The sequence below is a fragment of the Arcticibacterium sp. SM2516 genome, from assembly GCF_057914865.1.
In genome coordinates this window covers 707185-731772 of sequence record NZ_CP195290.1, presented here as the reverse complement: position 1 = coordinate 731772, position 24588 = coordinate 707185, and the positions used below count along the sequence as shown (strand labels likewise).

At 36.7% G+C, this 24588-nt stretch carries 26 protein-coding genes; 23 read left to right on the top strand and 3 right to left on the bottom strand.

Features of this window, described 5'->3' with window-relative positions; genetic code table 11:
* Window positions 1–79: 79 nt before the first annotated feature.
* The gene (locus ACSBFT_RS03110; RefSeq protein ID WP_489603408.1) at window positions 80–472 is read left to right on the top strand and encodes a hypothetical protein; all 393 of its coding nucleotides are present in this window, start codon (window positions 80–82) and stop codon (window positions 470–472) included.
* A gap of 31 nt (window positions 473–503) precedes the next feature.
* Here ACSBFT_RS03110 and ACSBFT_RS03105 read toward each other — a convergent pair whose 3' ends face one another.
* Window positions 504–1097 (bottom strand): 2OG-Fe(II) oxygenase, encoded by a 594-nt coding sequence (locus ACSBFT_RS03105; RefSeq protein ID WP_489603406.1) that lies wholly within the window; start codon window positions 1095–1097, stop codon window positions 504–506.
* A 143-nt stretch (window positions 1098–1240) separates the two neighbouring features.
* On the opposite strand from ACSBFT_RS03105, the gene ACSBFT_RS03100 reads away from it, so the two are divergent.
* From ACSBFT_RS03100 to ACSBFT_RS03090, 3 genes are all read left to right on the top strand, one after another.
* A complete protein-coding gene (locus ACSBFT_RS03100) occupies window positions 1241–2899 on the top strand; it encodes an FAD-dependent oxidoreductase (protein WP_489603404.1) in 1659 nt (552 codons plus the stop codon).
* A gap of 188 nt (window positions 2900–3087) precedes the next feature.
* Complete coding sequence (locus tag ACSBFT_RS03095; RefSeq protein ID WP_489603402.1) at window positions 3088–3552, top strand: GtrA family protein; 465 nt, start codon at window positions 3088–3090, stop codon at window positions 3550–3552.
* A gap of 112 nt (window positions 3553–3664) precedes the next feature.
* On the top strand, window positions 3665–4198 hold the full coding sequence (locus ACSBFT_RS03090) for a dihydrofolate reductase family protein (protein WP_489603401.1): 534 nt from the start codon (window positions 3665–3667) through the stop codon (window positions 4196–4198).
* A gap of 59 nt (window positions 4199–4257) precedes the next feature.
* On the opposite strand, the gene rbp is transcribed toward ACSBFT_RS03090, so the two are convergent.
* A complete protein-coding gene (rbp, locus tag ACSBFT_RS03085; RefSeq protein WP_463044680.1) occupies window positions 4258–4560 on the bottom strand; it encodes an RNA-binding regulator in 303 nt (100 codons plus the stop codon).
* A gap of 1261 nt (window positions 4561–5821) precedes the next feature.
* On the opposite strand from rbp, the gene ACSBFT_RS03080 reads away from it, so the two are divergent.
* From ACSBFT_RS03080 to ACSBFT_RS03020, 13 genes are all read left to right on the top strand, one after another.
* Entirely contained in the window at window positions 5822–7339 is a 1518-nt protein-coding gene (locus ACSBFT_RS03080) for a BCCT family transporter (RefSeq protein ID WP_489603400.1), read from the top strand.
* Between the two features lie 80 nt (window positions 7340–7419).
* Entirely contained in the window at window positions 7420–9042 is a 1623-nt protein-coding gene (locus tag ACSBFT_RS03075) for a M28 family metallopeptidase (protein ID WP_489603398.1), read from the top strand.
* A 3-nt stretch (window positions 9043–9045) separates the two neighbouring features.
* Window positions 9046–9243, top strand: a complete 198-nt coding sequence (locus ACSBFT_RS03070; protein ID WP_463044675.1) for a YwbE family protein — start codon at window positions 9046–9048, stop codon at window positions 9241–9243.
* Between the two features lie 417 nt (window positions 9244–9660).
* Window positions 9661–10275, top strand: coding sequence for a hypothetical protein (locus ACSBFT_RS03065; RefSeq protein WP_463044674.1), 615 nt, complete (start codon window positions 9661–9663; stop codon window positions 10273–10275).
* Window positions 10276–10338: 63 nt separating this feature from the next.
* A complete protein-coding gene (locus ACSBFT_RS03060; protein WP_489603397.1) occupies window positions 10339–11121 on the top strand; it encodes a hypothetical protein in 783 nt (260 codons plus the stop codon).
* A gap of 4 nt (window positions 11122–11125) precedes the next feature.
* Window positions 11126–13810 (top strand): hypothetical protein, encoded by a 2685-nt coding sequence (locus ACSBFT_RS03055; protein ID WP_489603396.1) that lies wholly within the window; start codon window positions 11126–11128, stop codon window positions 13808–13810.
* A complete protein-coding gene (locus ACSBFT_RS03050) occupies window positions 13807–14349 on the top strand; it encodes a hypothetical protein (protein ID WP_489603395.1) in 543 nt (180 codons plus the stop codon). The genes ACSBFT_RS03055 and ACSBFT_RS03050 overlap by 4 nt, the downstream gene beginning before the upstream one ends.
* Window positions 14349–14876, top strand: coding sequence for a hypothetical protein (locus ACSBFT_RS03045; RefSeq protein ID WP_489603394.1), 528 nt, complete (start codon window positions 14349–14351; stop codon window positions 14874–14876). The genes ACSBFT_RS03050 and ACSBFT_RS03045 overlap by 1 nt, the downstream gene beginning before the upstream one ends.
* Before the next feature lie 120 nt (window positions 14877–14996).
* On the top strand, window positions 14997–15380 hold the full coding sequence (locus ACSBFT_RS03040) for a hypothetical protein (RefSeq protein WP_489603393.1): 384 nt from the start codon (window positions 14997–14999) through the stop codon (window positions 15378–15380).
* 57 nt (window positions 15381–15437) lie between these two features.
* The gene (locus ACSBFT_RS03035; RefSeq protein ID WP_489603391.1) at window positions 15438–16337 is read left to right on the top strand and encodes a S1 family peptidase; all 900 of its coding nucleotides are present in this window, start codon (window positions 15438–15440) and stop codon (window positions 16335–16337) included.
* Window positions 16338–16387: 50 nt separating this feature from the next.
* Complete coding sequence (locus ACSBFT_RS03030; protein WP_489603389.1) at window positions 16388–17713, top strand: sugar porter family MFS transporter; 1326 nt, start codon at window positions 16388–16390, stop codon at window positions 17711–17713.
* A gap of 3 nt (window positions 17714–17716) precedes the next feature.
* Window positions 17717–18409 (top strand): hypothetical protein, encoded by a 693-nt coding sequence (locus ACSBFT_RS03025; protein ID WP_489603387.1) that lies wholly within the window; start codon window positions 17717–17719, stop codon window positions 18407–18409.
* Window positions 18390–18929 carry a pentapeptide repeat-containing protein gene (locus ACSBFT_RS03020; protein ID WP_463048880.1) on the top strand — a complete coding sequence of 180 codons (540 nt, stop codon included), beginning with the start codon at window positions 18390–18392 and terminating at the stop codon, window positions 18927–18929. Before ACSBFT_RS03025 ends, ACSBFT_RS03020 begins: the two co-directional genes overlap by 20 nt.
* On the opposite strand, the gene ACSBFT_RS03015 is transcribed toward ACSBFT_RS03020, so the two are convergent.
* Window positions 18926–20341 (bottom strand): ATP-dependent DNA helicase, encoded by a 1416-nt coding sequence (locus tag ACSBFT_RS03015; RefSeq protein ID WP_489603386.1) that lies wholly within the window; start codon window positions 20339–20341, stop codon window positions 18926–18928. The genes ACSBFT_RS03020 and ACSBFT_RS03015 overlap by 4 nt on opposite strands.
* 129 nt (window positions 20342–20470) lie before the next feature.
* On the opposite strand from ACSBFT_RS03015, the gene ACSBFT_RS03010 reads away from it, so the two are divergent.
* The 6 genes from ACSBFT_RS03010 (at window position 20471) to ACSBFT_RS02985 (ending at window position 24587) form a co-directional block, all read left to right on the top strand.
* Window positions 20471–20920, top strand: a complete 450-nt coding sequence (locus ACSBFT_RS03010; protein WP_489603384.1) for an NUDIX domain-containing protein — start codon at window positions 20471–20473, stop codon at window positions 20918–20920.
* Window positions 20913–21695 (top strand): DUF3822 family protein, encoded by a 783-nt coding sequence (locus tag ACSBFT_RS03005; protein ID WP_463048883.1) that lies wholly within the window; start codon window positions 20913–20915, stop codon window positions 21693–21695. The genes ACSBFT_RS03010 and ACSBFT_RS03005 overlap by 8 nt, the downstream gene beginning before the upstream one ends.
* Window positions 21696–21886: 191 nt before the next feature.
* The gene (locus ACSBFT_RS03000) at window positions 21887–22162 is read left to right on the top strand and encodes a PqqD family protein (RefSeq protein WP_463048884.1); all 276 of its coding nucleotides are present in this window, start codon (window positions 21887–21889) and stop codon (window positions 22160–22162) included.
* A complete protein-coding gene (locus ACSBFT_RS02995; RefSeq protein ID WP_463048885.1) occupies window positions 22137–22553 on the top strand; it encodes a lasso peptide biosynthesis B2 protein in 417 nt (138 codons plus the stop codon). Before ACSBFT_RS03000 ends, ACSBFT_RS02995 begins: the two co-directional genes overlap by 26 nt.
* Before the next feature lie 11 nt (window positions 22554–22564).
* A complete protein-coding gene (locus ACSBFT_RS02990) occupies window positions 22565–23461 on the top strand; it encodes a phosphoenolpyruvate carboxykinase (ATP) (protein WP_489603382.1) in 897 nt (298 codons plus the stop codon).
* A complete protein-coding gene (locus ACSBFT_RS02985) occupies window positions 23448–24587 on the top strand; it encodes a nucleotidyltransferase domain-containing protein (protein ID WP_489603380.1) in 1140 nt (379 codons plus the stop codon). Before ACSBFT_RS02990 ends, ACSBFT_RS02985 begins: the two co-directional genes overlap by 14 nt.
* The last annotated feature ends 1 nt before the right edge of the window (window position 24588 follow it).

Genomic DNA, 24588 nt, shown 5'->3' with positions numbered 1-24588 from the left:
GATTTGATTCTAAGGCCAACTTTAATGCTATAGTATAACTAAATTTGCACTCACAAATTAAAAACCTTCCTAAAGAGACATGATCTTAGACTACTTACCAGACATCAATAATTTTGGAGAAAATTTGGTCCGCCTGTATGATTTTGATTCTGCTGAAGCCACCGAATTTGCCAAAGCTCTTAAGAAAACCATTATTGATGATTTCAAAGTACTGGATTTGGCTACACTCCCATTTATTACTCGAAAAAAAATCAATCTTATTATGAGGCTTTCATATGAAGATGAGGGTGTTAGGACCAATAATAACGAAACTTTTTATTGCGATATGACGCTAGAAGGCTTCGTGGAAATGCTAAGGTTAATTCATCCGTTTTGTCTGAAAGAAACACGCTCTCACCAATACCTATACGACATAGACTCTCCAACAGACCTGCTTTTTTCACCAATGGGCACTTGGGAAATGGAAATCTGATCACAGAAGTAGGCTCAAAAAAGCTATAAGTTCAACCAGTTTTTAACCAACCTGTGATACTCATTCTGTTTTTTTGATTTATCAATACCTCATGCTCTATTTCATCACTTTTGAAGAAAACACAACGCCCTTCTAAAGGACTTATATTTTGTGGTAAACCTGTATGATAAACACATAGTTCTCCTCCATCTCCTTCCTGCCAGTCTTCGTTGAGATACATGATCATAGAAAAAGCTCTAGCATTATTGCCTCTAAACTGATCTAAATGTTTCTGGTAAAAACTACCTTTTTCATATAGGGCGTAATGAAACTCATAACCTGTAATACCCGCATAACAGGTTTCATTAAGATATTGAATAAATTCCTCAATGAAGTCTAGAAAACCATTTTCAGCTATATCATTATGGCTTCTGTCAAGCCAATAAATCATATCGCTTCGGATTCCTGAATTCAATTGGAGATTTTGAAGGTTTCCAATGCCAGCTACCTTCATAAGCTTTTCAGCATACAACGCTAACAAATTATTCTTGAGGCTGTCAGACATGGACTTGTTCAAGAAATTTTCAAAAAGGCCCACTTTATTAACCATAAAGCTATCTATGAGGCCCTCAAAGGATGTTTTCAAATAATAAATTAGTGAACCCTACTCGGCATATAACCGAAAGTGGTACAAGGTAAAACTTTTTAATTCAGTTATATTTAGTAGCTAAACCATTTTTTTTCTGGAAATTGGTTTTGAAAAAAAACAACCCTCAAAAAATCATATAAATGAAGACTAAAAAAAGCTTATTTTTCTTTCTCTCCTTATCAATCCTTCTGTTTGGATGCCAAAAAGAAGACCCCAATAAACATCAGGCGGATGTTATTATTTATGGTGGTACTTCAGCCGCCATCACCGCAGCCGTTCAGGTAACTAAAATGGGTAAAACGGTGATTGTTGTTTCCCCAGACAAACACCTCGGCGGATTGACTTCCTCTGGCCTTGGCTTTACAGATACCGGTAATAAAAGCATCATAGGAGGACTTGCCAGAGATTTTTACCAACGTATTTACACTTATTATGCGTCTCCTGAAACATGGAAACACCAGAAAAAAGAAGAATATGGTAATGTAGGACAGGGCACGCCAGCCATGGATGGAGCTAATAAAACCATGTGGATTTTCGAACCCAGTATTGCCGAAAAGGTATTTGAAGACTATGTGAAAGAATACAAGATTGAAGTTCATAGAAACGAATTTCTGGATAGAGAAAATGGTGTTAGCATGGAAGATGGTAAGATAAAATCTATCACGACATTAAACGGTCAAACCTACGAGGGCAAAATATTTATGGATGTCACTTATGAAGGCGATCTAATGGCCGCCGCAGGAGTAAGTTACCACGTGGGAAGAGAAGCTAATAATGTTTATAACGAAACATGGAACGGTATTCAAGTAGGCGTCTTACATCACGGACATCATTTTGGCGACCGAAAAATAAGCCCTTATGTAGTAGCCAATGACCCTAAAAGTGGTGTGCTACCCCGAATATCTACCGAAACACCCGGAATTAAAGGAGAGGGTGACCATAAAATTCAGGCATATTGTTTCAGGATGTGTTTAACAAAAAAAGAGGATAATAAAGTGGCATTTCAAAAACCTGCCGAATATGACGCGAACCAATACGAACTACTTTTGCGTGTATTTAACTCTGGCTGGAGAGAAACTTTCAACAAATATGACCCTATTCCAAATCATAAAACCGATGTCAATAACCATGGGCCGTTCAGTACTGACAATATCGGTATGAACTACGACTACCCAGAAGCTTCTTACGAAAGAAGAGCTGAAATCATTAAAGAGCATGAAAATTATCAAAAAGGTCTGCTATATTTTATTGCCAATGACCCTAGGGTACCAGCAGATGTTCAAAATGAAATGAAACTATGGGGATATGCCAAAGATGAATTTACGGATAACCAAAATTTCCCACATCAAATTTATGTGAGAGAAGCACGAAGGATGCTCGGTGATTTTGTGATGACCGAAAACGAAATACAAGGGCTTAAACCAGTTGCTAGACCTATAGGAATGGGCTCTTACACGATGGATTCTCATAACATTCAGAGATATATCACCGAAGACGGTTATGTTCAAAACGAGGGTGATATTGGGGTTCATCCTCATCAGCCTTACAGCATAGACTTAGGTAGTATTTTACCTAAACCACAGGAATGTTCCAACCTTCTAGTACCGGTGGCTGTTTCTAGTTCTCATATTGCCTTTGGCTCTATTAGGATGGAACCTGTATTTATGATTTTGGGACAAAGTGCCGGAGTACTAGCATCTATGGCTATTGATAAAGAAAAGAACCTTGCTGAAATTCCATATGCCGACATGAAAGCGGTTTTAGAGCAGGAAGGTCAAATCTTGGTTAACAAAGAATAAGGGTTTCTAGTAACACAAATAAACCCTCCTATTTGGGAATTCAGCCTAAAGTAAGAGGGTTTATATATTAAATTTTCAGCTTAAACTTCTCTGTGATCACCATTAGTGGTGTTTGATAAAAATAATTATAGTATTATTGTTAATTATCCATTTGAAGCATAAACAAGCTTCCCTATTAATAATTCTTTTTGTCTGATTCATCTGCTTACCAATTCCTAAAAAGGAAAAAAACATTTATAGCCTACTTTTTCACGGCAACATGTGGTGTTGTGGTTCAATATGTGGTAGGAACCATTTTATGTATCAGATATCTTGGTTTACCATTTAATACTGGTGTTTCTTGGGGTTATTTGGCAGCTATTCCTGTAGGATTTTTCCTTTCCAAAAACATGGCTTTTGGAGCTAAAAAGTCAGGAAATACCAAAAGTGAAATCTTAAAGTATTTGGTGACATTAGTTTTCTCCTATGCCATTACCGTAAAAGGTGCCGAATTTACACTCTGGATTTTAACCCAAACACTGGGTGATATAACTGCCCACATACCTTTTACTACGACAGAATTTAGCCCTATAGGTACTTTTAGCCACTTTGCTGGCATGGGTTTTAGCTTTATCTTTAACTACCTGGCACACAAAAGATTTACTTTTGCTTAGGTAACAATGCTTTTAAGGATTTTCGGAGCTTACCAAAATGGTTATTTCATAAGCTTTCAAATCATTTACTAAAGCGTTTAAAATCTGACGTTTACCATAAACTAACCTTAAAATGAGAAAGATAGTATACTATGTAGCTATGTCTTTAGATGGATATATTTCAGGAACAAACGATGATATAAGCCAATTTAAAACGGAAGGTAATGGTGTGAAGCAATATTTAAAAGACCTGGAAGAGTTTGACACGGTGATTATGGGTAGAAAAACCTATGAATTTGGTTATAATTATGGCCTTCAACCTGGCCAAAAAGCTTATCCACATTTGAGGCATATTATTTTTTCAAATACATTGAAACTTGAGAACCCGGAAGACGGTGTTGAAATATGCGAACTTCATCTTCAAACCATTATTAGACTCAAAGAAGAGCAAGGTTCGCCTATATATTTATGTGGAGGAGGAAGATTTGCCCAATGGCTTTTGGAAAATGAGATGATTGATCAAGTAAAGGTCAAACTAAACCCATTTCTTACAGGGACTGGTGTAAGGCTTTTTGGAGATTCTAAAAAGCGAGTAGCCTTAAAACTACTAAAATCCAAAGTCTATGAGGAAGGATTACAAATAATGACCTACGAAGTGGAATACTAAGGCATAAAAAAAACTCCCACTATATGCAGGAGTCTTTCTGTGATTACACACAATATATATTAATATCTATTGTTGAAACCTCCACCACCACGGTTTCCACCGCCACGGCTGTCTCTGCTTTCTCTTGGTTCAGCTTTCTTCACTACGATTGTACGACCGTCCATTTCGGTGTCGTTCAATGCGTTGATAGCATTTTGGGCTTCATCGTCGTTAGGCATTTCAACAAAACCGAATCCTTTAGAACGGCCAGTGAATTTGTCCATGATAATCTTAGCTGAATCTACAGCACCGAATTCAGCAAAAGAGCTTTCTAAATCAGCCTCTTGAGTATCGTAGTTTAATTTTGCTACAAAAATGTTCATAAAATAAAAATAAAAAGTAAATAAAATTTTTGCGACTTCGCATGATATATTCAGCTAACCGCAGTACAAATGTAGAACTATTATTCCTTTTTTTAGTTCCTTCTTCTAATAAGTATTTAGTAAATATTCAAGAAAATACTTTTGATTTTTATAAAATGACCTAAAACATCCCTTAGAACTACCTTAAAGCCCGTTTTTTACTATTCACTGATCTAAAACTTTTTCAAAAAAATTACATTAACTTAATATCCAATATTAAGTTTTTCAGAAAAAAAAAGACTTTTACACCTTAAAATGACGCCATCTAATAAGCGTTTTTGATAAAAACGGCTGTCTATACTACCTCACATGAAGCAAAAAAAACAGAACTTTCCTCCAGATTTTTGATTTCACTTTCTCTAAACTTTTGAATTCCAGTAAATTAATAGACACAAACCCTTCCCCGAAATTAAAAGATTACTGTGCATAAAAATGATGAACTTTATTATAATGATTTGTCATCAGAAGCTCCTTCCCTTAAAACCAATCCCGTACTTTGACAAAACCCTACCGTATTGGGCCGTAACTTTTAATTAAAATAGAAATGCTAATACAAGAGTCAATATATTGATTTTACGTTTTTCACGATGAGTCCCATTGTCAATAACATTAACCTGTCCTGCCCGAAAAAAGTAAGAATTGTTAAACCCAGTTTATGCTTTGGAGAATCGTAATGAGTTTTAAAGTGGAATAAATCAGGCATTTAAACGAGATTAGCATAGCGGTTTACCCTGAGCGAATGTCAAAGGGTTCTGGTGATTGAGTTTAAATGAGTTTAAGAACTGATTTGAAGCAATTTAGCTCCGGTCCCGATAAAATCGGGAGATTTTCTAATGCATAAAGTGGTTTTAAGGAGGGGTTAATGAGTAAAGGGTATAAATGCTAAGAATATCACGGGAATTTAACACCAAATATGACTGCCATGACTTTCCAAAGTAGCGGAAAATCTTCTCAAATTATGCTTTAAAAAGAAGTCATGCCACGAGCTCTTCGAATTCCTGATTATTTGGACTTATTTGATCTTGGGAGAAATGGTGGAGTTTGGAAGCTCAAAATAATTTATTCTGTTTGCTAATGGACAAACAGAATAAAAACTTCCTCGATAGACTTTGGGTTAATTCCGCCTATTATAGGGTTTAAAGGCCTATTGGCTCTGTAATTTATAATATCATGACCCTAAGTTCTCAAAATTCAAAAAGATTTAAGAACTTGAGGCTTCTACATGAAAAGAAAAAAGAAGACACTAAATCGTATCGTATTTTATCCACCATTAGCCATTTTGGTGATAACCATATGCTTCGGAATTTATGCACCAGATAATTTTTTAGCATACGTTTCTGGCTTAAACAAAAAGATCCTTGAACACTTCGGTGGCTTCTTTACATGGAGCAGTTTCTCCTTTCTCATTCTGATAGCTGGCGTATATTTTTCGCCTTTAGGAAGTAAAAGAATTGGTGGCAAAAATGCCAAACCTCTACTTAATAAATGGTCGTGGTTTGCCATATCCATCTGTACCACCACCGCTTCTGCAATTATGTTTTGGGCTTGTGCAGAACCGCTTTACCACCTAAACACACCGCCTAAAAGTTTAGGATTTGGCATTGCTTCCCCAGAAGCAGCCGAATTTGCGATGTCTACCCTATTTATGCATTGGAGTTTTACACCCTATGCTATTTATACCGTGGGGGCACTTGTTTTCAGTTATGCCTACTACAATCTCCAACAGCCTTTCAGCGTAAGCAGCATGCTTTATCCTATTTTAAAAGACAAAGCACATGGTAAACTGGGGAATCTGGCAGACGTCATTTGTCTTTATGCTCTCATTCTGGGCATGTCGGCCTCCTTAGGAGCTGGCCTTCTGGCCATTACAGGTGGTTTACAGAGTAACCTCGGCATTGAAAAAACACCACTTATTACAGGCATGGTATGTGTAATTATTGTTGCCACATTTATAATATCTTCAGCCACGGGCTTACAAAAAGGGATTCAATTTTTCTCCAATATAAACGTAGTTCTCTTTATAATTTTAGCCACCACTGTTTTTGTCTTAGGACCTACCTATAATATCATAAGCTCTGCATTGGTAGGTGTTAAGGATTATATCATTCATTTTTTACCCAGAAGTTTGGATATCAATTCGGGCATTGATAGCGACTGGTACCATAACTGGACGGTGTATTATTTGGCCAACTGGTTTGCTTGGGCACCCATAACATCCCTTTTTCTGGGTAGATTAGGAGTTGGATATACCATAAAGCAATTCATCCTATTTAATCTAGTTTCTCCTTCCCTTTTTACCATAGTCTGGATGAGCGTTTTTGGTGGAACCACCATCCATTTTGATATGATTTCTGGCGGTGCTCTTTACCAAAACATGCAAGAGTTCGGCGAAGGCATAGCCATGTACACCATGTTTGATAATTTGCCATTGGGAAGCTTTATGAGCTTTATGGCTTTAGCCATGCTTTTTATAGCTTTCATTACCGCCGCAGACTCTAATGTTTCTGCCATGAGTGCCTTAAGTTCTAAAGGTATTAGCCCTAGAAATCCAGAATCCGCCATTTGGATAAAAGTGGTTTGGGGCACTATCATAGGTGCCACCTCTTTCATAATGCTCAGTTCTGCAGGTATAGATGGTATTCGTATACTCTCTGTTCTTGGTGGTTTCCCCTCCATGTTTTTGGTTATTTTGGCAGCTTTGGGGCTTTTAAGGTTGGTGTTTACAAGCAATAACAAATAATGTTGTTCGATTTTCATTTGGAGCAGCAGCAATAAAAGAATCTTTATTAACTTCGGATTCTATTTCTAAATAAAACGCCCATGAAAACCCAAATCCTAATTTCTTGTTTAGCTACCTTAGCTCTAAGTGCCTGTAAAAAGACAGAAACTTATACCATGAGTGAAGAAAATTTAACCAAGGATATTATCACTTTATCATCAGACGACTTTCAGGGTAGAATGCCTTTCACAGAAGGTGAAACTAAAACAGTCGCATTTTTAGAAGAACAGTTTAAGATGATTGGCACGGAATCAGGAAATGGTGATAGTTATTTTCAAGAAGTACCACTGGTCAATATTACTTGCCAAGCAGACCCTACCATGCAAATCAAATCTGGCAAGGGTAACTTTAACCTAACAGGATTTGACGACTACATTCTTTATTCAGAAAAACCAGAAGACCATCAAGCATTAAAGGAATCCGAAATTGTATTTGCAGGATATGGCATTGTGGCTCCAGAATATAATTGGAACGACTATAAAGACATTGATGTAAAAGGAAAAGTAGTTCTGGTGATGGTCAACGACCCTGGATACGGCACTCAAGACGAAAGCCTTTTCAAGGGGAATACCATGACTTATTATGGCAGATGGACTTACAAATACGAAGAAGCAGCACGTCAAGGGGCTAAAGCCTGTCTAGTAATTCATAATACCGCCGCGGCGTCTTATCCGTTTAGCGTGGTGCAAAACAACTGGAACAGTCCGGCATTAAGGTTAGATAAAAAGGATGAGGCTTTGTCTGACATGGTAGGCTGGATTTCTGGGCCTGCTACTTTGAAAATATTAGCTGCTGCTGGATTAGACAGCACTGTTTTTCAAGAAGCAAATAAATCAGCCTTTAAATCAAAAGCTTTGGGTATTACCGCAAATACAAGCCTCTCAGCCAAATACGAGTATAACACTTCCAAAAATGTCATAGCCAAAATTACGGGTTCTAAATACCCTGAAGAATACATTATCTATACCGCTCACTGGGATCATTTAGGTATAGGAACTCCAGACGAAACTGGCGATAGTATATATAATGGTGCCTTAGACAACGCTACTGGTACTGCTGGTCTATTAGAGTTAGCCAGAGCTTTCAAAAATGGGCCTGCTCCTGAAAGAACAATTGTATTTTTAGCCGTAACAGCAGAAGAACAAGGACTTCTGGGCTCCGCCTTTTATGCGGCCAACCCTATCTATGAACCTAAAAAGACACTTGCCAATATAAATATGGATGTCCTTAACTACTATGGTAAAACCAAAGACATCATAGTGGTGGGACAAGGTCAAAACGATCTCGAAGAGTATTTAGAAATTGCTCTGAAAAAACAAAATAGAGAGATAGCTTTTGAAAAGCATCCTGAAGGTGGCTTCTATTATCGCTCAGACCATTTTAATTTTGCCAAAATAGGAATACCAGCCTTATATCTGGAAAATGGTGAAGAGGTTTTGGGCAAACCTGAAGGTTATGGTGCTCAGAAAAACGACGAATACAGAAACAACCTTTACCACAGACCAGCCGATGAATACAATGCAGATACGTGGGTATTGGATGGGGCAGCTCAAGACCTAGAACTGTTATACCAAGTAGGTTTACAAATTTCCAGTACAAACAAATGGCCACAATGGAAAGAAGGATCTGAATTTAAGGCAATAAGAGATTTAAAAGAAAAATAGAAAATGAACGGTCAGGAAAGAAGCAATATCTCTGTAGGAGCAGAAGTAGAAATTGTACAAAAGCATCATCAAAGATCTGGAGAGCTCACACATGGTTTTGTTAAAAGAATATTGACTAAAGTAGAAAAACATACACATGGCATAAAAGTGATGTTAGAAACAGGTGAAGTGGGCAGAGTAAAGACCGTCATAGAAAACTAAGCATGTGTCCAATTTCTTAACCACCATGAAAACTCATTAAATTTCAAAGCCTATTAGAGTTAGTTTTAGCCATAAAACAACGTTGTGCCAGTATTGGGGATTTCCAGCAGTAATTATTCAAAATAAAGAAAATATGGATGCTCTTTTACGACAATTATTCTGTAACAGTCTCCAAATTCGACTTCTCAAAAAAAACCGTATTATATATGCAATTCTTCATTTCAGACGTAGCAAATGGCAGTTTGACAACAAAAAAATAAACACAACCCTTTACAATATACGTTTGAAGGAAATCTAAAAACCGAACCTTTGAATTAATTTCATTCAATAAAGAGCACCCCCTAGATACCCACTCTTGGCATATAATTTGAGGTAAAATATATAGTTTACTATTAAAAATTTAACGTTCAAATTATCATGAAAAAGACATTACTGTCCTTATCGACACTACTGCTTTCGGGCATGTTGAGCTTCTCGGCATTGGCTCAGGATTCCCACGAAGCAGGTCACGATATTTCTTTTGCCATTCCAGAAGTAGCACTTCTAGATTTGGAAACCGATGAAGTTTTAGACTTCACTTTTGGCCCTGAAATCCCTGAAGAGGCTGGTATGCCGGTTGATTTTACCAATGGCACCAACGCTGACATATGGTTAAACTATACTTCTTTAGTAGCCTCGGGTATTAAGCTTATTGGAGAAATTGAAACTCCTACCCTAAAGTCTAGAAAAGTTAAGGTTTCAGCCTCAGCAAACTTAACATTACTTCCGGTAGATATTGAGGTTATTGCTGCCGCTGCCGCTTCAGGTGGAGGAGGAACTTTGGGCACACCTACTGGTAAAGTAACGCTTTCTCTTATTCCTCAAGATCTTATTACGGGAATCGGTAGCTGTTATACAGGGGATGGTGTAGGAAAAGGGCACCAGCTTACTTATACCTATAAGGAAAAAGGCACACCTACCTTTGGAACTTATACCCAAGGTACTCAAACGGTTACGGTTACTTATACCCTAACTGACGACATCATTTTATAATAAAAATGTCTTTGGCTTTGTCCAACAATAGTTAGGGCAAAGCCATTTTAAATTTCGTGCAAAATGAAAAATATCCATCTTTTCCTTCTTCTCCTTCTTTCTTCCCTTTACTCTAGTGCAGCCATAATTGTTAAAAATGGTTTAACGCATGTTCATGAGCTGGATGGAAGCCGCAAGCAGCGAGGTAAAATTTTAGTAGCTAATACCGGTTTAAAAACCCAAAGAGTCATTCTTTACCTTAACGATCTTTCTATTAAATGTGACGGAGAAGTCAACTATACAGAACCAGGAACCGTAGAAGGTTCGCTGAATGGTTTCTTAAAATTAGAAACTCAAGAAGTGACTCTTGGCTCAAAAGAAGAATATGAGATTAATTATCAGATAGATTTTTCTCATGGAGATTATACGCAGGGCTCCTTTTGGTCATTAGTGATGGTAGAGGGGGTTGAACCTATATCCATAGATAAAACAAAACCAGGGGTTGAAGTTGGCACCAAAATCCGCTATGCCATTCAGATAGTTTCAAATTTAGGTAGCAGTGGCTCCAATGATTTATCTTTTACAGACATCAAACTGGGTAAAGACCCCGAAAATAACCAGCTCATTAATGTTATACTTAAAAATGATGGCAATTTTTTAGTGTACCCATCCATGGAACTTCAAGTATTTGATCAAGATGGAATTGAAGTTAAAAAACTTTTAATAGCCCCTAGAAATGTTTACCCAAGAAATTGCCAATCATTCAAAATAGGCTTGGAAGAACTTAAGAAAGGTAAATACAAAGCAGTGCTTTTTGCAGAATATCAAAACGAAGTAGTAGGTGTCAATCTTGATTTAGAGATCTAATAGTGTGCGAAATACCTTTAAAATATTTCTGCTTATTTTCATTAATCTCCCTCTTTGGGGACAACAACTTACTATACAAAACACGGGAGAATCCACTCTAAAAATAGAGAACGATAAAAAACAGGTGTTTTTTGTTGTGATATCAGAAATAACGGAAGACTTAAATAATGTTTCGATACTTATTAATATCCCAAATGGTTTTAGAATTATTACACAAACAAGCCCTTCTACCTTAAAAAAGGGGGTACCACATCAATTCTATTTTGCTATACAAAATAATAGATTCGCGGAAAGTGGCGTACATGCCATTGACATCAATTTATTAAATGATGGCAAATTTTTAGCTTCCACCGCTATTGCCGTGGAGCTACAGAAATTTTCAAACCTTCAAGTCATTCCCATAAACCAGCCTGAGTATATTGTAGAAAGTGATAGGACCGAAATAGAATATTTAGTAAAAAACACCGGAAATTCCGTGGAGACTATTTGGCTTAAAAGTAGAAACGGAGATGTCTCTGGTAATAGAAATTTTGAATTACAAAGCGGTGAGAGCAAAACCGTAAAAGTGGTTACTATGTTACCTTCTGGTAGTAACGGGAAAACCAATCTCACTTTTGACCTCAGTGCATATGCTGGCCAAAATACCCAGGCTTATAGTTCTAATTTTACGGTTCCATATCTTATCAATAACAAAAAAAGGAATGACCCTTATTTAAGATTTCCAATAAGAGCAAGTCTTCTTTACAATCAGTACTCCTATGGCACTGAAACTTTAGGGTTGTTTTCTTTTGACATTACGGGTTCTGGTCATCTTGATCATGCCTCTAAACACCATCTTGATTTTATTGCGAGAGGTCCTAATAATTTCAAAATAGCCCGTTTTGGTGTTACCGACCAATATTTCGTTAAGTATAGCAATAAAAAACTTGACGTCAGTCTAGGTGATCAAACCTTTAATCTCTCTCTATTGACGGAATATTCTAGATTTGCTAGGGGTATTAGTGTATCTCATAAACTAGATAAAGCTACGATTAATGCCGTCTATCTAGAACCCAGATTCATTTCTTCTATTCAAAGAGAATATGGGCTAAACTCAACTTGGAATTTAGGAGAAAGTGCTAGTTTCAAAACCTCCATTCTTAGAAAAGAACATATCAATGCCGCACAGCCACTTGTTACAGATTTCTTGAATATTGGTTTCGAGGTTGACAAGCAGAAATACAATTTAGAAATGGAAGGTGGACTTTCTTATACCGACGGAAAAATCGCAACAGCCTTCCAAAGCAATGGGGTTTTAAAACTTAAAAGACTGGTAATTAACTCAAACACCATATTTACAGATAAAACCTATTACGGTTTTTATAATAATAGTCTTTTGTTGAATAACGCCATTAATTACCAATTTTCAAGAAGGTTTGATATCAGTATTTCTAAATCAATCAATAGAACCAATGCCAGTTTAGACAGTATTTATTTAGCTTCAGCCCCTTATTCCGATTATAATTCCGCTATTCTTTCTTATAGATTTAGTGACAATTCGAGGTTGAGCGTTTCTTCTGTCTTAGGTGAGCGTGAAGACAGAATGGATGCCAAGTCTTATCACTATAAAGAAAAATTAGCTCGATTAACTTTTAATACGAGATTAAAGAGCTTTCAAATGAAAGTAGAAGGTGACTTGGGAGATACGCAAGACCTACTTTTTATAAAAGATGGTTCTAATGGTTATAATAAACAATACAAAGGCCGATTAGATTTGAACTATAAAACCGAAAAGAACCTGGCTCTAGGAGTTTTTGGAGAATATTTAAATACCGCCCGATATGCTAAAACCACCGCTCAAACTGAATTTATCTATTACGGAATGAATCTAGGATATTCTTACCGAGACTTCTTCAAATTTAAATTAAGCTATCGAAACAATTATTCATTAGAAGAACTATACACTAGTAGAGATATATTAAATGGTAAGGTGAAATTTGATTTTAAGGAGCATGCCATAACTTTGGATGCATTTTACAGAAAAAATCCGTTTGTTAACAATAATAGGAATGTACTTTTCTCTTTAAAATACACCCTTAGCCTAAACACGCCAGTAAATAAGAAAAAAGGTTTAGGAGCTATTATAGGACAGGTACAGGGAGTGAAAACGGAAGGGGTGATCTTTAACTTCAATGGAGAAAAAGTGGTTACGAATAACAAAGGGGAATTTAAAATAAATGACCTAGAAGCGGGTAAGTACAATTTATCTTTAGATAAATCTTCACTTGGATTTGAAAATGCCATTGATGTTAAGTGGCCTCTGGTAGTTGAAGTATTAAAAGACACCACCAAAAGACTGGTAATGAACGCCATAAAAACTGGATATATTTCTGGGGCAATTGTTTTCAAGGAAGGTAATGCCAATAGAACTCAAAACTTCAATAATGTGCTTGTGGAAGTTTATAATGATAATTTTTCAAAATTTACCACCACCAACCAGAAAGGAGAGTTTAACTTCTATGGCCTTAAAGAAGAGGCTTATTCTCTCAGAATTATTTCTAGAGAAATAAGACGTTATTTTACCATACAGAATCCCGAGACCAGTCTTCTAGTTAAGTTTGGAGAAAAGTCGGAATACAACTTTTTATTGGCTGACAGAAAGAAGAATGTCCGCTTTCAGGAAGAAACCATTAGACTTTCAGGTTTATGAGAAAGTGCTTCATATTACATCTTTTATTTCTACTAAGTAATCTTAGTTATGCTCAAGTGACTACCGCTGGAGCCAGTGTAAGTGTATCGTCCTTTGCTCTATTAGACATAGAACCAGATAATAGTACGGTAAATCTTAGCCTGCCCTCTCCTTCTGAGGCGGGCAGTTTAGACTTGGCTGTACAGTTAAATGATGAGAAATGGATTAACTATACCTCTTCTTTGCCATTATTACGTTCTAGAAAAGTTATGGTACAAAAAGATTATGGTTCCATTCCGCCCGGCACAAAACTATATATCATTGTATCAAATGCTTCGCTTTCGCTTGATAGAGGCGTTTTAGGCACGGGTTCTGGAAAAATAGAAATACCAGCCGTGGGTCAGAAAGTAGCCATCAACAATATTGGCTCTTCTTTCACGGGTAGTGGCGTAAACAAAGGACATGCCGTAAGTTATAGGCTGGAAGTCACCAATGTGTCTTTATTAACAGCCTCTACTGGGAATAATATAGGGCTAACCTTTACTATAATGGATAACTAATGAAGAAATTTATAAGCATATTCATTCCTTTATTTGGCGTTTTTATAGCCAATGCCCAGATAACAATTTCCTCAACAGGAGGAACTTGGAGTCCTGTTATAGACCCTACAGTAATTGTAGACGCTGGAGATGATTATCCATCCGACTATTTTGTAATCAGCGACCAAAGTCAAACAGAAATAAACATTTCACCACTTTTACCAATCGGACTACCATTAGGACTATTAAAATGGAACGTTAGTGTTTCTATGACAGACGTTGACTTGGGCTTAAGACTTAAGCTTCACGCAAGAAGATCTGGAAATGGAGACGGAACGAGTATTGGAAACTGGCTTACTGGAATAATTGGACCAAGTATTTCTGGTGGAGAAAACTACCAAGAAGTAACAGCTCTCCCCTTACCATTTTTTACAGGAAAAGCTAAATATGTGGATATTCCTATACAATACAAGATAACTGGCATGAGCGTATTAATTCCTGCTAGAACTTATACCGCAACTGTAATTTACACCTATACCGGACTTTGAGGTTTTCCCTACTACAAATTTATTTTAACTGTTTAACACCACCCTCCATTCTGATATCCCTCATGATTTCTGGAGTCTCGATGTCTTTACTTTGTTGTAACAAAAACAAAGAGAAACATCATGGAAGCACAAGCATATTTATTTGACCTACACGCTACTCATTCTGAATGGACTAAGGATCTTGATTTTTATGAAGATGAATTAGGTATTTTAAAAGTTCGACTTTCTGAGGTCAGCATTAAAAACACCAGTGAAGTTGTAAAAGGAGAGGTTGAGAAATTTCAAAATCAATTTATCATTCAGAAAGAAGAGATAGATAGGTTAAAACATGAAATAACCATTGAAGAAGACTTAGTGGAAAAAAGTGTGAAGGAAAACCCCGTTGCATCTGATCATAGAAAAATAGACCACGATTCTTCTTTGGAAGGCAGAATGGAAGTTTTTCAAACGTTGTTTAAAGAAATGAAAAGTGAATTTGCAGAATTTGTTGGGAAGTATTTGTAATTAAAAGCATCTTATATGCTATAAAGAGAAGACTCGTGGAGTCTTCTCTTTATTTTTATGACTCCATCAATAAAATGCAAGATGTTTACCTCCGCCATAGAAATAGCTTCTGGATTTACCCGAGCCGTTCATACCATCAATAGAAATTATCTATCAGAAAAAATAATTCCAGGAGCGGCTACCTTATTTTTTGTAAATGACGAGGGATATGCTTTGACCTGCAAACATGTAGCAGATGTTTTGATAAATTCTCAAAAAATAAATGAGCAGTTCAATGCTTTTAAAGCAGCATTTAACCCTTCCCTTTCCACGCAAGAACAAGAAGTTTTAGCACAAAAGTATCAGCTCAACGTATCCAGCCCCGCACAATTAAAATCCAAGTTTATTAACTGTGCAGAAAGCATCTCTGACCTCACTATTCACACACATCCAGAATACGACCTCGCCATTTTAAAATTCAATGGCTTCAAAAAGCTAAATGTTAATCGTTTCCCTGTCTTTAAAAAGGATGACGCAGCCATAAGACAAGGAAAAACGCTGTGCAGGTTGGGTTTCCCATTCCCAGAGTTTAACAACTTCCGATTTAATAAAACCAATGACGATATAGAATGGACCAATAATGGCGTAATTAACTCCCCACAGTTTCCGATGGACGGAATGATAACCCGATTCACTGGAGATAAAAGCGGTAAAATAGCAGGAATTGAGTTAAGTACCCCCGGCCTTAGAGGGCAAAGTGGTGGCCCACTTTTTGACCAAAATGGCATCATTTACGGCATGCAATCCCAAACCAAGCATCTCCATTTGGGTTTTGATCTAGAGAATAAAGAAATACAAATAAACGGTGAAAATAAAACCATTAACGACTATTCATTCCTCCACCTTGGTGAATGCGTTCACGTTAAGGTCATCAAAGACTTCTTAAGACAATTCAACGTCAATTTTAATGAAGGTTAAAACCCTTTAAAACTTTATATTCGTCTACAAAACCAACCCTATCTAAAAAAATGAATTCAAAAAAACTCTTTTACTGGTCCATAACCGTGGCTTTAGCAGGTTTCCTTTTCGGTTTTGACACCGTAGTTATTTCTGGTGCAGACCAGTCTCTTCAAGAATTATGGAACAGAGGCGATCTTTTTCATGGTTTTGTTATTATCTCCTCTGCCTTATGGGGTACAGTCATAGGAGCTATTTTTGGCGGAATACCTACGGAAAAGTTTGGCAGAAAAAATACATTAATCCTGATAGGTGTTTTCTTTTTAGTTTCTGCGTTAGGCTCTGCATTTGCCACAGACCCATGGGTATTTTCCATTTTTCGCCTTATTGGTGGCTTGGGCGTGGGAGCATCTACGGTGGCGGCTCCTACTTATATTGCGGAGATTGCTCCAGCAAAACAAAGAGGAAAACTAGTGGCACTTTACCAGTTTAATATTGTATTCGGTATCATGATCGCGTATTTATCCAACTTCCTTTTAAGTGGCATAGAGCATGATGCTTGGCGATGGATGATAGGTATAGAAGCTGTACCGGCTTTGATTTATTCTGTACTGGTATTTGGAGTTCCTAAAAGCCCAAGATGGTTAATATCCAACAGGAATGATGAAAGTGCCGCAGCAGATATTTTAAGAGTGACGCTAACAGAAGAAGAAACACAAGCTCAAATAAAGGCCATAAAAGAAGACATGCTCACGGCGTCCAAGTCTGAAAGTATTTATGGCAAAAAATATAGATTCCCGCTTATTCTAGCTTTCCTAATTGCTTTTTTTAATCAATTTTCTGGGATAAATGCTTTTTTATATTTCGCTCCCAGAATTTTCGAATTGGCAGGATTGGGGGAAGATTCCGCTCTTTTAAGTAGCGTAGGCATAGGTTTTGTTAATATCCTTTTCACTTATTTGGGGCTTTCTCTGATTGACAAATCTGGAAGAAGGCAACTGATGTATATAGGCTCTGTGGGGTATATTATTTCGCTGTCTTTGGTGGGCATTGCCTTCATGCAAGGCTGGCAGGGCATGTCTATTCCTATTTTCTTTTTCTTGTTTATTGCCGCTCATGGCATTGGACAGGGTACTGTTATTTGGGTTTTCATATCCGAAATTTTCCCAAATCATTTAAGAGCAAAAGGTCAGTCTTTTGGCAGCAGTGTTCATTGGATTTTGGCGGCAGCCATTCCTTCATTGATTCCTTTCCTTTTTACAAGTATTGGAGCTTCCACGGTATTCTTCATCTTTACTTTTATGATGGTTTTGCAGCTCATATTTGTATGGAAAATGATGCCAGAAACGAAGGGTGTCTCTTTAGAAGAATTACAAAAGAAGCTTTTAAAACAGTAAGATTTGAAACAGACCCTATTTTTACTTTTAAGCCTACTTTTTGCCGCTTGTGGAGGTGAAAATAAAAATGTAGATGATGATGAACAAGAGCACGAAAGCAATTTTTTAAATGTCATTCCTAAGATAGATTCTTTGTATATCCTTGAGCTCTCTGAACAAGCAGAGTTACCTTCTGAATTAACAGGAAAAGAAGTAGCATTCCTTTCATCTAAATTAAGCCCTCTAAATGTCAATGGATACTTTTATCAAATTATCCCGGAATTTTTAAAGATCGATTCTCTTAAAACAAATGCTCTTTATGAGGACTATTTAAAAAAAATGGATATTGGATTCTTGCAAAACGCTGAGGCTTATAGTCTTCAGAAAATTGCAATTAATTCTAACTTTAAAGCCGAACTTTGGGTTATCAAATATAGTTCATACGAAGCATGTCCTTATTTTCATGGCGTAGACATTTTCGTTTCTTTTTACGCTCAAAATATGCTGCAAAGAACCATTCAAGTTGGCTCAAACTACGCGGTAGTGGACCCACCAATGGCTTTTGAGTCTCATCTGTGGTCGGAGCAAAATGGGAATGAACTCATTATGACTCTGAAACAAAAGCAAATTGAAATGGAGGAGAACTCAGATAAAACTATGGAAGAAAATAATCAAACATTTACCTACGACTTAATTAATGACAGATTCATTGACTAGACTGCTTTCAGGAGAAAGAAATTTTGAAGAAGAAACCTTTCAAGGCCTAAACTTAGATTTAACACAATTATTAGACTTCAATTTTGAGGATTGTGAATTCAAGTCTTGCAAGTTCAATAATGTTAATTTCACAGGTTCTAAACTTCAAAATGTTAAATTTTTGGACTGTAAGTTTACCGGAGTAGACTTCTCTGAATTAAGTAAGTTTCTCACGGAGATGTATTTCGAAAGTTCGGTATTAGAAGTTTGCACTTTTAGAAACCAAAAACTTCAAAGTGTAGGGTTCAAAAACTCCGCACTTAAAGAAGTAGATTTCGATTCTTGTGATTTACAAAAAGTAAGTTTCCATGAAACAGAGCTGTCTGGAACCACATTTGTAAACTGCGACCTAAGAGCCACGGACTTTAGAACTGCTAAAAACTATTACTTTGACCTCAATAGGAACAAGGTAAAAGGTGCCAAGTTTTCTCAGCCAGAGGTTTTATCCTTTCTTTCCATTTTTGGATTGAAAATAAATTAATAGAACATCGCATTAAAATTGACCAAGAAAACCTCCTTTACACCACGTGTGACACCCGTATAAAGCCATCTTAAATAATCTGAATCTATCTCATTATTAGGAATATATCCTTGGTCTACAAAGACGGCATCCCACTGTCCACCTTGCGACTTGTGACAAGTAAGAGCATAAGCATATTTTACCTGAAGAGCATTTAAATAAGGGTCTGCAGCCAATAACTCAGACCTTTCTTTTTTGGTTTTCACCCAGTAATAATCCTTCAAAACAGACTCATAGAGCTCTTTATTCTCTTCTCTGGTGAGTGTTGGTGCATTAGAATTAAGGGTATCCAGAAGGATCATACTTTCAAACTCAGGGTCGTTAGGGTAATCTACGAGCTGCATCGTGACATGCTGAAACCTGAAACCATGCATCTCCTCTTCCCTTCCCAAATGTTTTACCTCTGCAAACTCCCCATTGGCTATAAAACCTGCCTCCGATTCCTCGCCCAGAATGGTATAATTATTTCTTACCACCATCAGTATATCTCCATTCTCTAGTTCATTTTCGCAGGCATGAATTCTATTCCGGATATACTGATTATACTGAACCGCATTCTTATTCGATCGGGTAATAACTATGGTGTTTTTTTGACCGTATTTCTCATAAGCGTACCTTAAACCGTCTTCTATTCGCTCACTGGTCATTCTAAAAATATCTTTGAAAGGTTTGGTCTCAAATTTGACTGTCGGGTTTTCAGAACCTAGTGTTTCTCTGATTTTGGTGGCATTCACCAAAATACCCGAACCTTGCTGCTGCCTTGTAACTTCTGTCAACGATATACCCGAAACCTCCGCATAATATTGATTTTCTAAATGCTCGACGTTTAAAGCTGGGCTGTATTCCATACCAATAGGTGGTAGTTGTGCCTCATCTCCTATTAAAAGTAGCTTGTTGTGTTTTCCCTCAAAAACATAACGAATCAGATCACTTAATAAGCTGTCTTTTCCAAATTCCCGCTGGTCTCCTATCATGGATGCCTCATCCACAATATACATGGTACCTTCGGCATAATTTTTCTGAAGTTCAAATACAAAATTCCCCGTATACGAATTCTCTTTCTGCTTGTAAATCTTCTTATGTATGGTTTGAGCCTGTCTTTTAGAATAGTTTGCCATCACTTTGGCTGCTCTTCCCGTCGGAGCCAAAAGCACCGACTTCCATCCATATTTGGGTAGCACTTTCATTAATGAACTTAAGAAAGTAGTTTTCCCTGTTCCAGCATAACCCCGCAGTACAAAAATGGAACGCTCCTTTTCTTCTTCCGTGAGGAAGATATCCATCATCTCAAAAAGTTTGAACTGGCCTGGAGTAGGCTCATGTTTAAACTTTTTTAATAATAATTCTGAAGGTTTTGGGATTTCTTCTGCCATAGATATTTTTTAGAAAGCACTCATGGAAGCTAAGACTTCTCACGAAGTTTAAATAATCAGAGGTTCGTTTTAACGAAGCTTATTATTTAGATACGAAATACGCTAATTTTGAACAAAAGTAAGACAATAATGCCTCCAAATATCAAAGACCAAATAGAACATCACTATGGAAACAGAATTAGAGTACGTGCCTGTGGTGTCTTAGTTAAAGACGGTAGATTATTAATGCTGAAACATGATGGAATAGGCAAAAATGGGTATTTTTGGAATGTACCAGGGGGCGGTGCAGAATTGGATGAAAATCTAGAAAATGCCGTCGAAAGAGAGTTTATGGAGGAAACTGGTTTGAAAGTAAGGGTTGGACAGCTTTTATGTTTCCATCAATTTATAGAAGCTCCCCTTCATGCGTTAGAATATTATTTTGAAGTAAAACATTTAGAAGGAACACTCAAATTAGGTCACGATCCTGAAGAGGTGGCAATATTGAGTGACGTAAAATGGTTTACCAAAGAAGACTTTTTGAATTTGCACAAGGAAAGAAGACCCGATTTCCTTTTAAATTTATTGAATTTTGATTGAAGATATAGGTTATATAGAGCCGGTTTTGACCATAAAACCAGAAAAGTTTGATATTGAAGAAATACCAAATAGTGAATTAATAGTAGAGATTGGAGCCACTTATTTTAGGTTCGCCATTAAGTCTGGGGGCAACTTTGTGGCCTTGGAAGATTTCAGATATGCCACAGATAAAAGTTTCGAAGCGTTTATTGAAACCATTTTCAATGAACACCCTTATCTTTCTGCAAGGTTTTGGAATAAGATTGTAATCATCGTTTACGCTCAGAAAAAAACGGTTGTACCTGCTATAATAGAGGAAGAGCAAGCTTTGGCAGTCTGGAACACGCTGTTTGGAGCCTTGGAACCGCTACGAGAAATAATGGTTTCACATGTTAAAGAGCATTCCATCGTTTACGATGTCAATTCCCATATTCTAGATTTTCTATCAGACTTCTATCAAGACAAAGCTTTCGAGATTAAACTAGCAGATAGTGTGCTCTTTGAGTCCCCTTCAAAAGAATCTTTTCTCCTTTTTGATGGTATTGGCACTCATTTGGCTGTACATAAGCCGCAGCTTAATGCTTATTATTCAGAAAAATGGGAACCATTAATGGCCTTAAAGAATGAGGAAAATCTTTGTCTAATTGGTGAAATCACAGAATACTCTACGGAATATCAAAAACTGTTAAACGAAATTTCATCCATTAGGAAAGCTTTCTTGCATCAAAGTGTTAGGCTTTCTCCCCTATTTGACCAAGTAGCACAATTTAGATATTTCATAATTTTCAATTCTTAATATATTTTCAAAATATACTGAAACATAAGTATGATCAATGATCTAGAAAACAAGAAATGGTACCTATGGCTTAAGAAACTCGGTTGGGCTGGATTTTTCTTTTTTTTGATAAAGGGATTAACGCTTTATGTACTTCTACCTTATTTAATTACTAAAGGTGTGATAAATTGCGAAGCTTAAAAAAATAATTTATGTCTCTAAATACCATTTATAAACTTTCAGACAAACAAGTGTCCACCTCTCTTTCTGGAGAATCTGTTGTTCTTAATCATGAAAAAGGGAGTTATTATTCTCTAAATGAAGTAGGAACCTTCATATGGAATATGCTAGAAAAGGGAGCATCAAGCAAAGGAGATTTAAAAGAAAAGGTATTGGAGCGTTTTAACGTGGAAGATGAGGAGTGCGAAAGTGATTTGAGTACTTTAATTGAAGACTTGATCAATGAAGGATTGGTGGAGGAAGCTTAACAAGTTCAGTGGACTTAGCCTGGAAGAAAAAAGACTATTTTTTAAGGCTGCTTATAATTTAATACACATTACGCTCGCATTAAAAATACTTAAGTTTCCATCTTTCAAAAACTATTATCGCCGGATTTGTAAAACAAGAACTAAAAGTGAAACGGAAGAAATGTATAAAACAGCCATAAAAACATTCTCTGCCATTTCCCCTAAGACTTATACCTGTCTACCGCAAGCTTTAGTTTTCAAGAAACAGTTTTCTAACAGCAAATTAATTATAGGAATACAGCCCAATAAAACCACCCAATTAGATGCTCATGCTTGGGTAGAAAGAGACGGTAAATTTCTTATAGGAGACATGCCAAATTTTGAGTACCTCCCACTTTGGGTGTGGGAATAAACCAACATAATGTGAAATTTCTAAGCTTTGGACTACATATTGACTCCGACTTGGATTTCTCAGACATGCTAATTAAAAGCTCTGGGAAACCGACCGTGATCATAAAGCAATCTGAAATACCAGCAGTGGATTTTGAGTTTACTAACGTTTTCAGAAAAGGGGTTCAAGCTTCGATTGCCTTTAACGACCAGGGTGTTATGCTCAACTGGGATGGTATAATGCGATGTCAGATAAATAAAGGCAAAGAAATTTATTATCAGCAACTTGGAGATGACACACAAACCCTGAAATTATTCTTATTAAGTGAAGCTATTGGTATCCTACTTCTACAGAAAAACATTTTTCTATTGCATGGTAGTGCCATAAGAATTAAAAACGAAGCACATGTTTTTGTCGGAGAACCAGGGGCTGGAAAATCAACGACGGCTGCGGCATTTTGGAAAAACAATCAAACCGTTTTAACCGACGATCTGGTGGCCATTGACCTTTCGCAGGAAACACCACATTTGATTCCTGCATTTCCTCAGTTTAAAATTTGGGACAATACTGTCAATGGACTCGAGATTCGAAATGAACATTTAAAACCTTCATTTGAAGGACACAAAAAGTTTCTCGTCACGCAGGACTTCGGAGATTTCCCTACAGAAAATATTCCTTTAAGAAGCATCAATATCCTTGCTTTAGAAACTTCGATAGAACCCTTAAATGTTCTAAACGTTCCCATAGAACTATTAAAACATTTTCCACTACCACACCAAATCTTAAGAGGTCTTATTCATGCCAACCATTTCAAATCTGCGGTTAAACTATCCTCGAAAGTGAAGATTGTTCATTTTACAAGACCAGAGGGTTTCGATGCTTTAGATTCTTTTGTTAAAAACATGATCGCAGCGTATGAAAGCAAGTAATGAAGTTCAAGCTCTTTTAAATATAATAAAGGTTTATTTTCATCCTAAAAGTGAATTAGATAGACCGCTTTTTGAGAAAATCAATTGGAAAAAACTTGAACAAATACTAGAATTTCATGCCTTAAGGCCAATTGTTTACGAAACACTTAAAACCGCTGGAATCTATGTCCCTTCAGATGTTTTAGCTAGGCTAGAAACCTTCTCCACCAGTCAAGCCGTAGCTCATTTGAGCAATTTCATGGAACTTAAAAGGTTAGCGACTATATTTAAAAAGGAAGCTATCCCAATGGTACCCTTTAAAGGTGCTGTGTATCAAAACGCCCTATATGCTAAAGGTTTTAGAGAAGCTGGTGATATTGATATTTTGATATCTAAAAAAAGCCTTGAAAGAACTTTAAATTTACTCCTGAATGAAGGGTACAAGTATAGCATAGACATTAAAGGAACTCCTACTGAAATAACCCAGAATTTTATTCTGGCAAATGAACAATATGAAATACCTCTTTATAAACTAAATTTTCATATTGACCTTCACTGGGATATTCATTATGGGTTCCTTCCTTATTCTGTTCCCAAAGATTATATTTTCGGACTCCAAAATGATACAGAAATTATATTTTGGACCATGCTCAATCACCATGGGGCTAAAGAATTTTGGCTAAGACTGAAGGGCTTGGTAGATTTTGGTCTTTTTATCTCTAAGTTTAAAAATGAGCTAGATTGGCAACAGATTATGATACAGTCTGAAAACTTCAAGATGAGAACTGTTCTATTAAATGGCTTCTATTTATTAAAACATTATCATCTAACAGAAATCCCATCCGATATGGAGCACGCTCTAAGAAGTCACAGCTACCTCTCCTTAGCTAAAACAGAAAAATACTGGAGCCGTGGTGCCAGTTGGTCTACCCCATTTGAAAGGTTTAATTTTGAGCAAATCTTATTTTTATCTCAAGATAAAGGTTTTCGCAAGTCCGAATATTTCAAAAGCGTATATCTTGCTTTTTCCAAACCAAATTCAATTGATCAACATAGGCTTATTACATTCCCAGAACGTTTCCACTTTTTGAACTTTTTAAGCAAGGTTTTCTCTTATCTTATTAAGAAAACTTTCGGCATTAAATAAA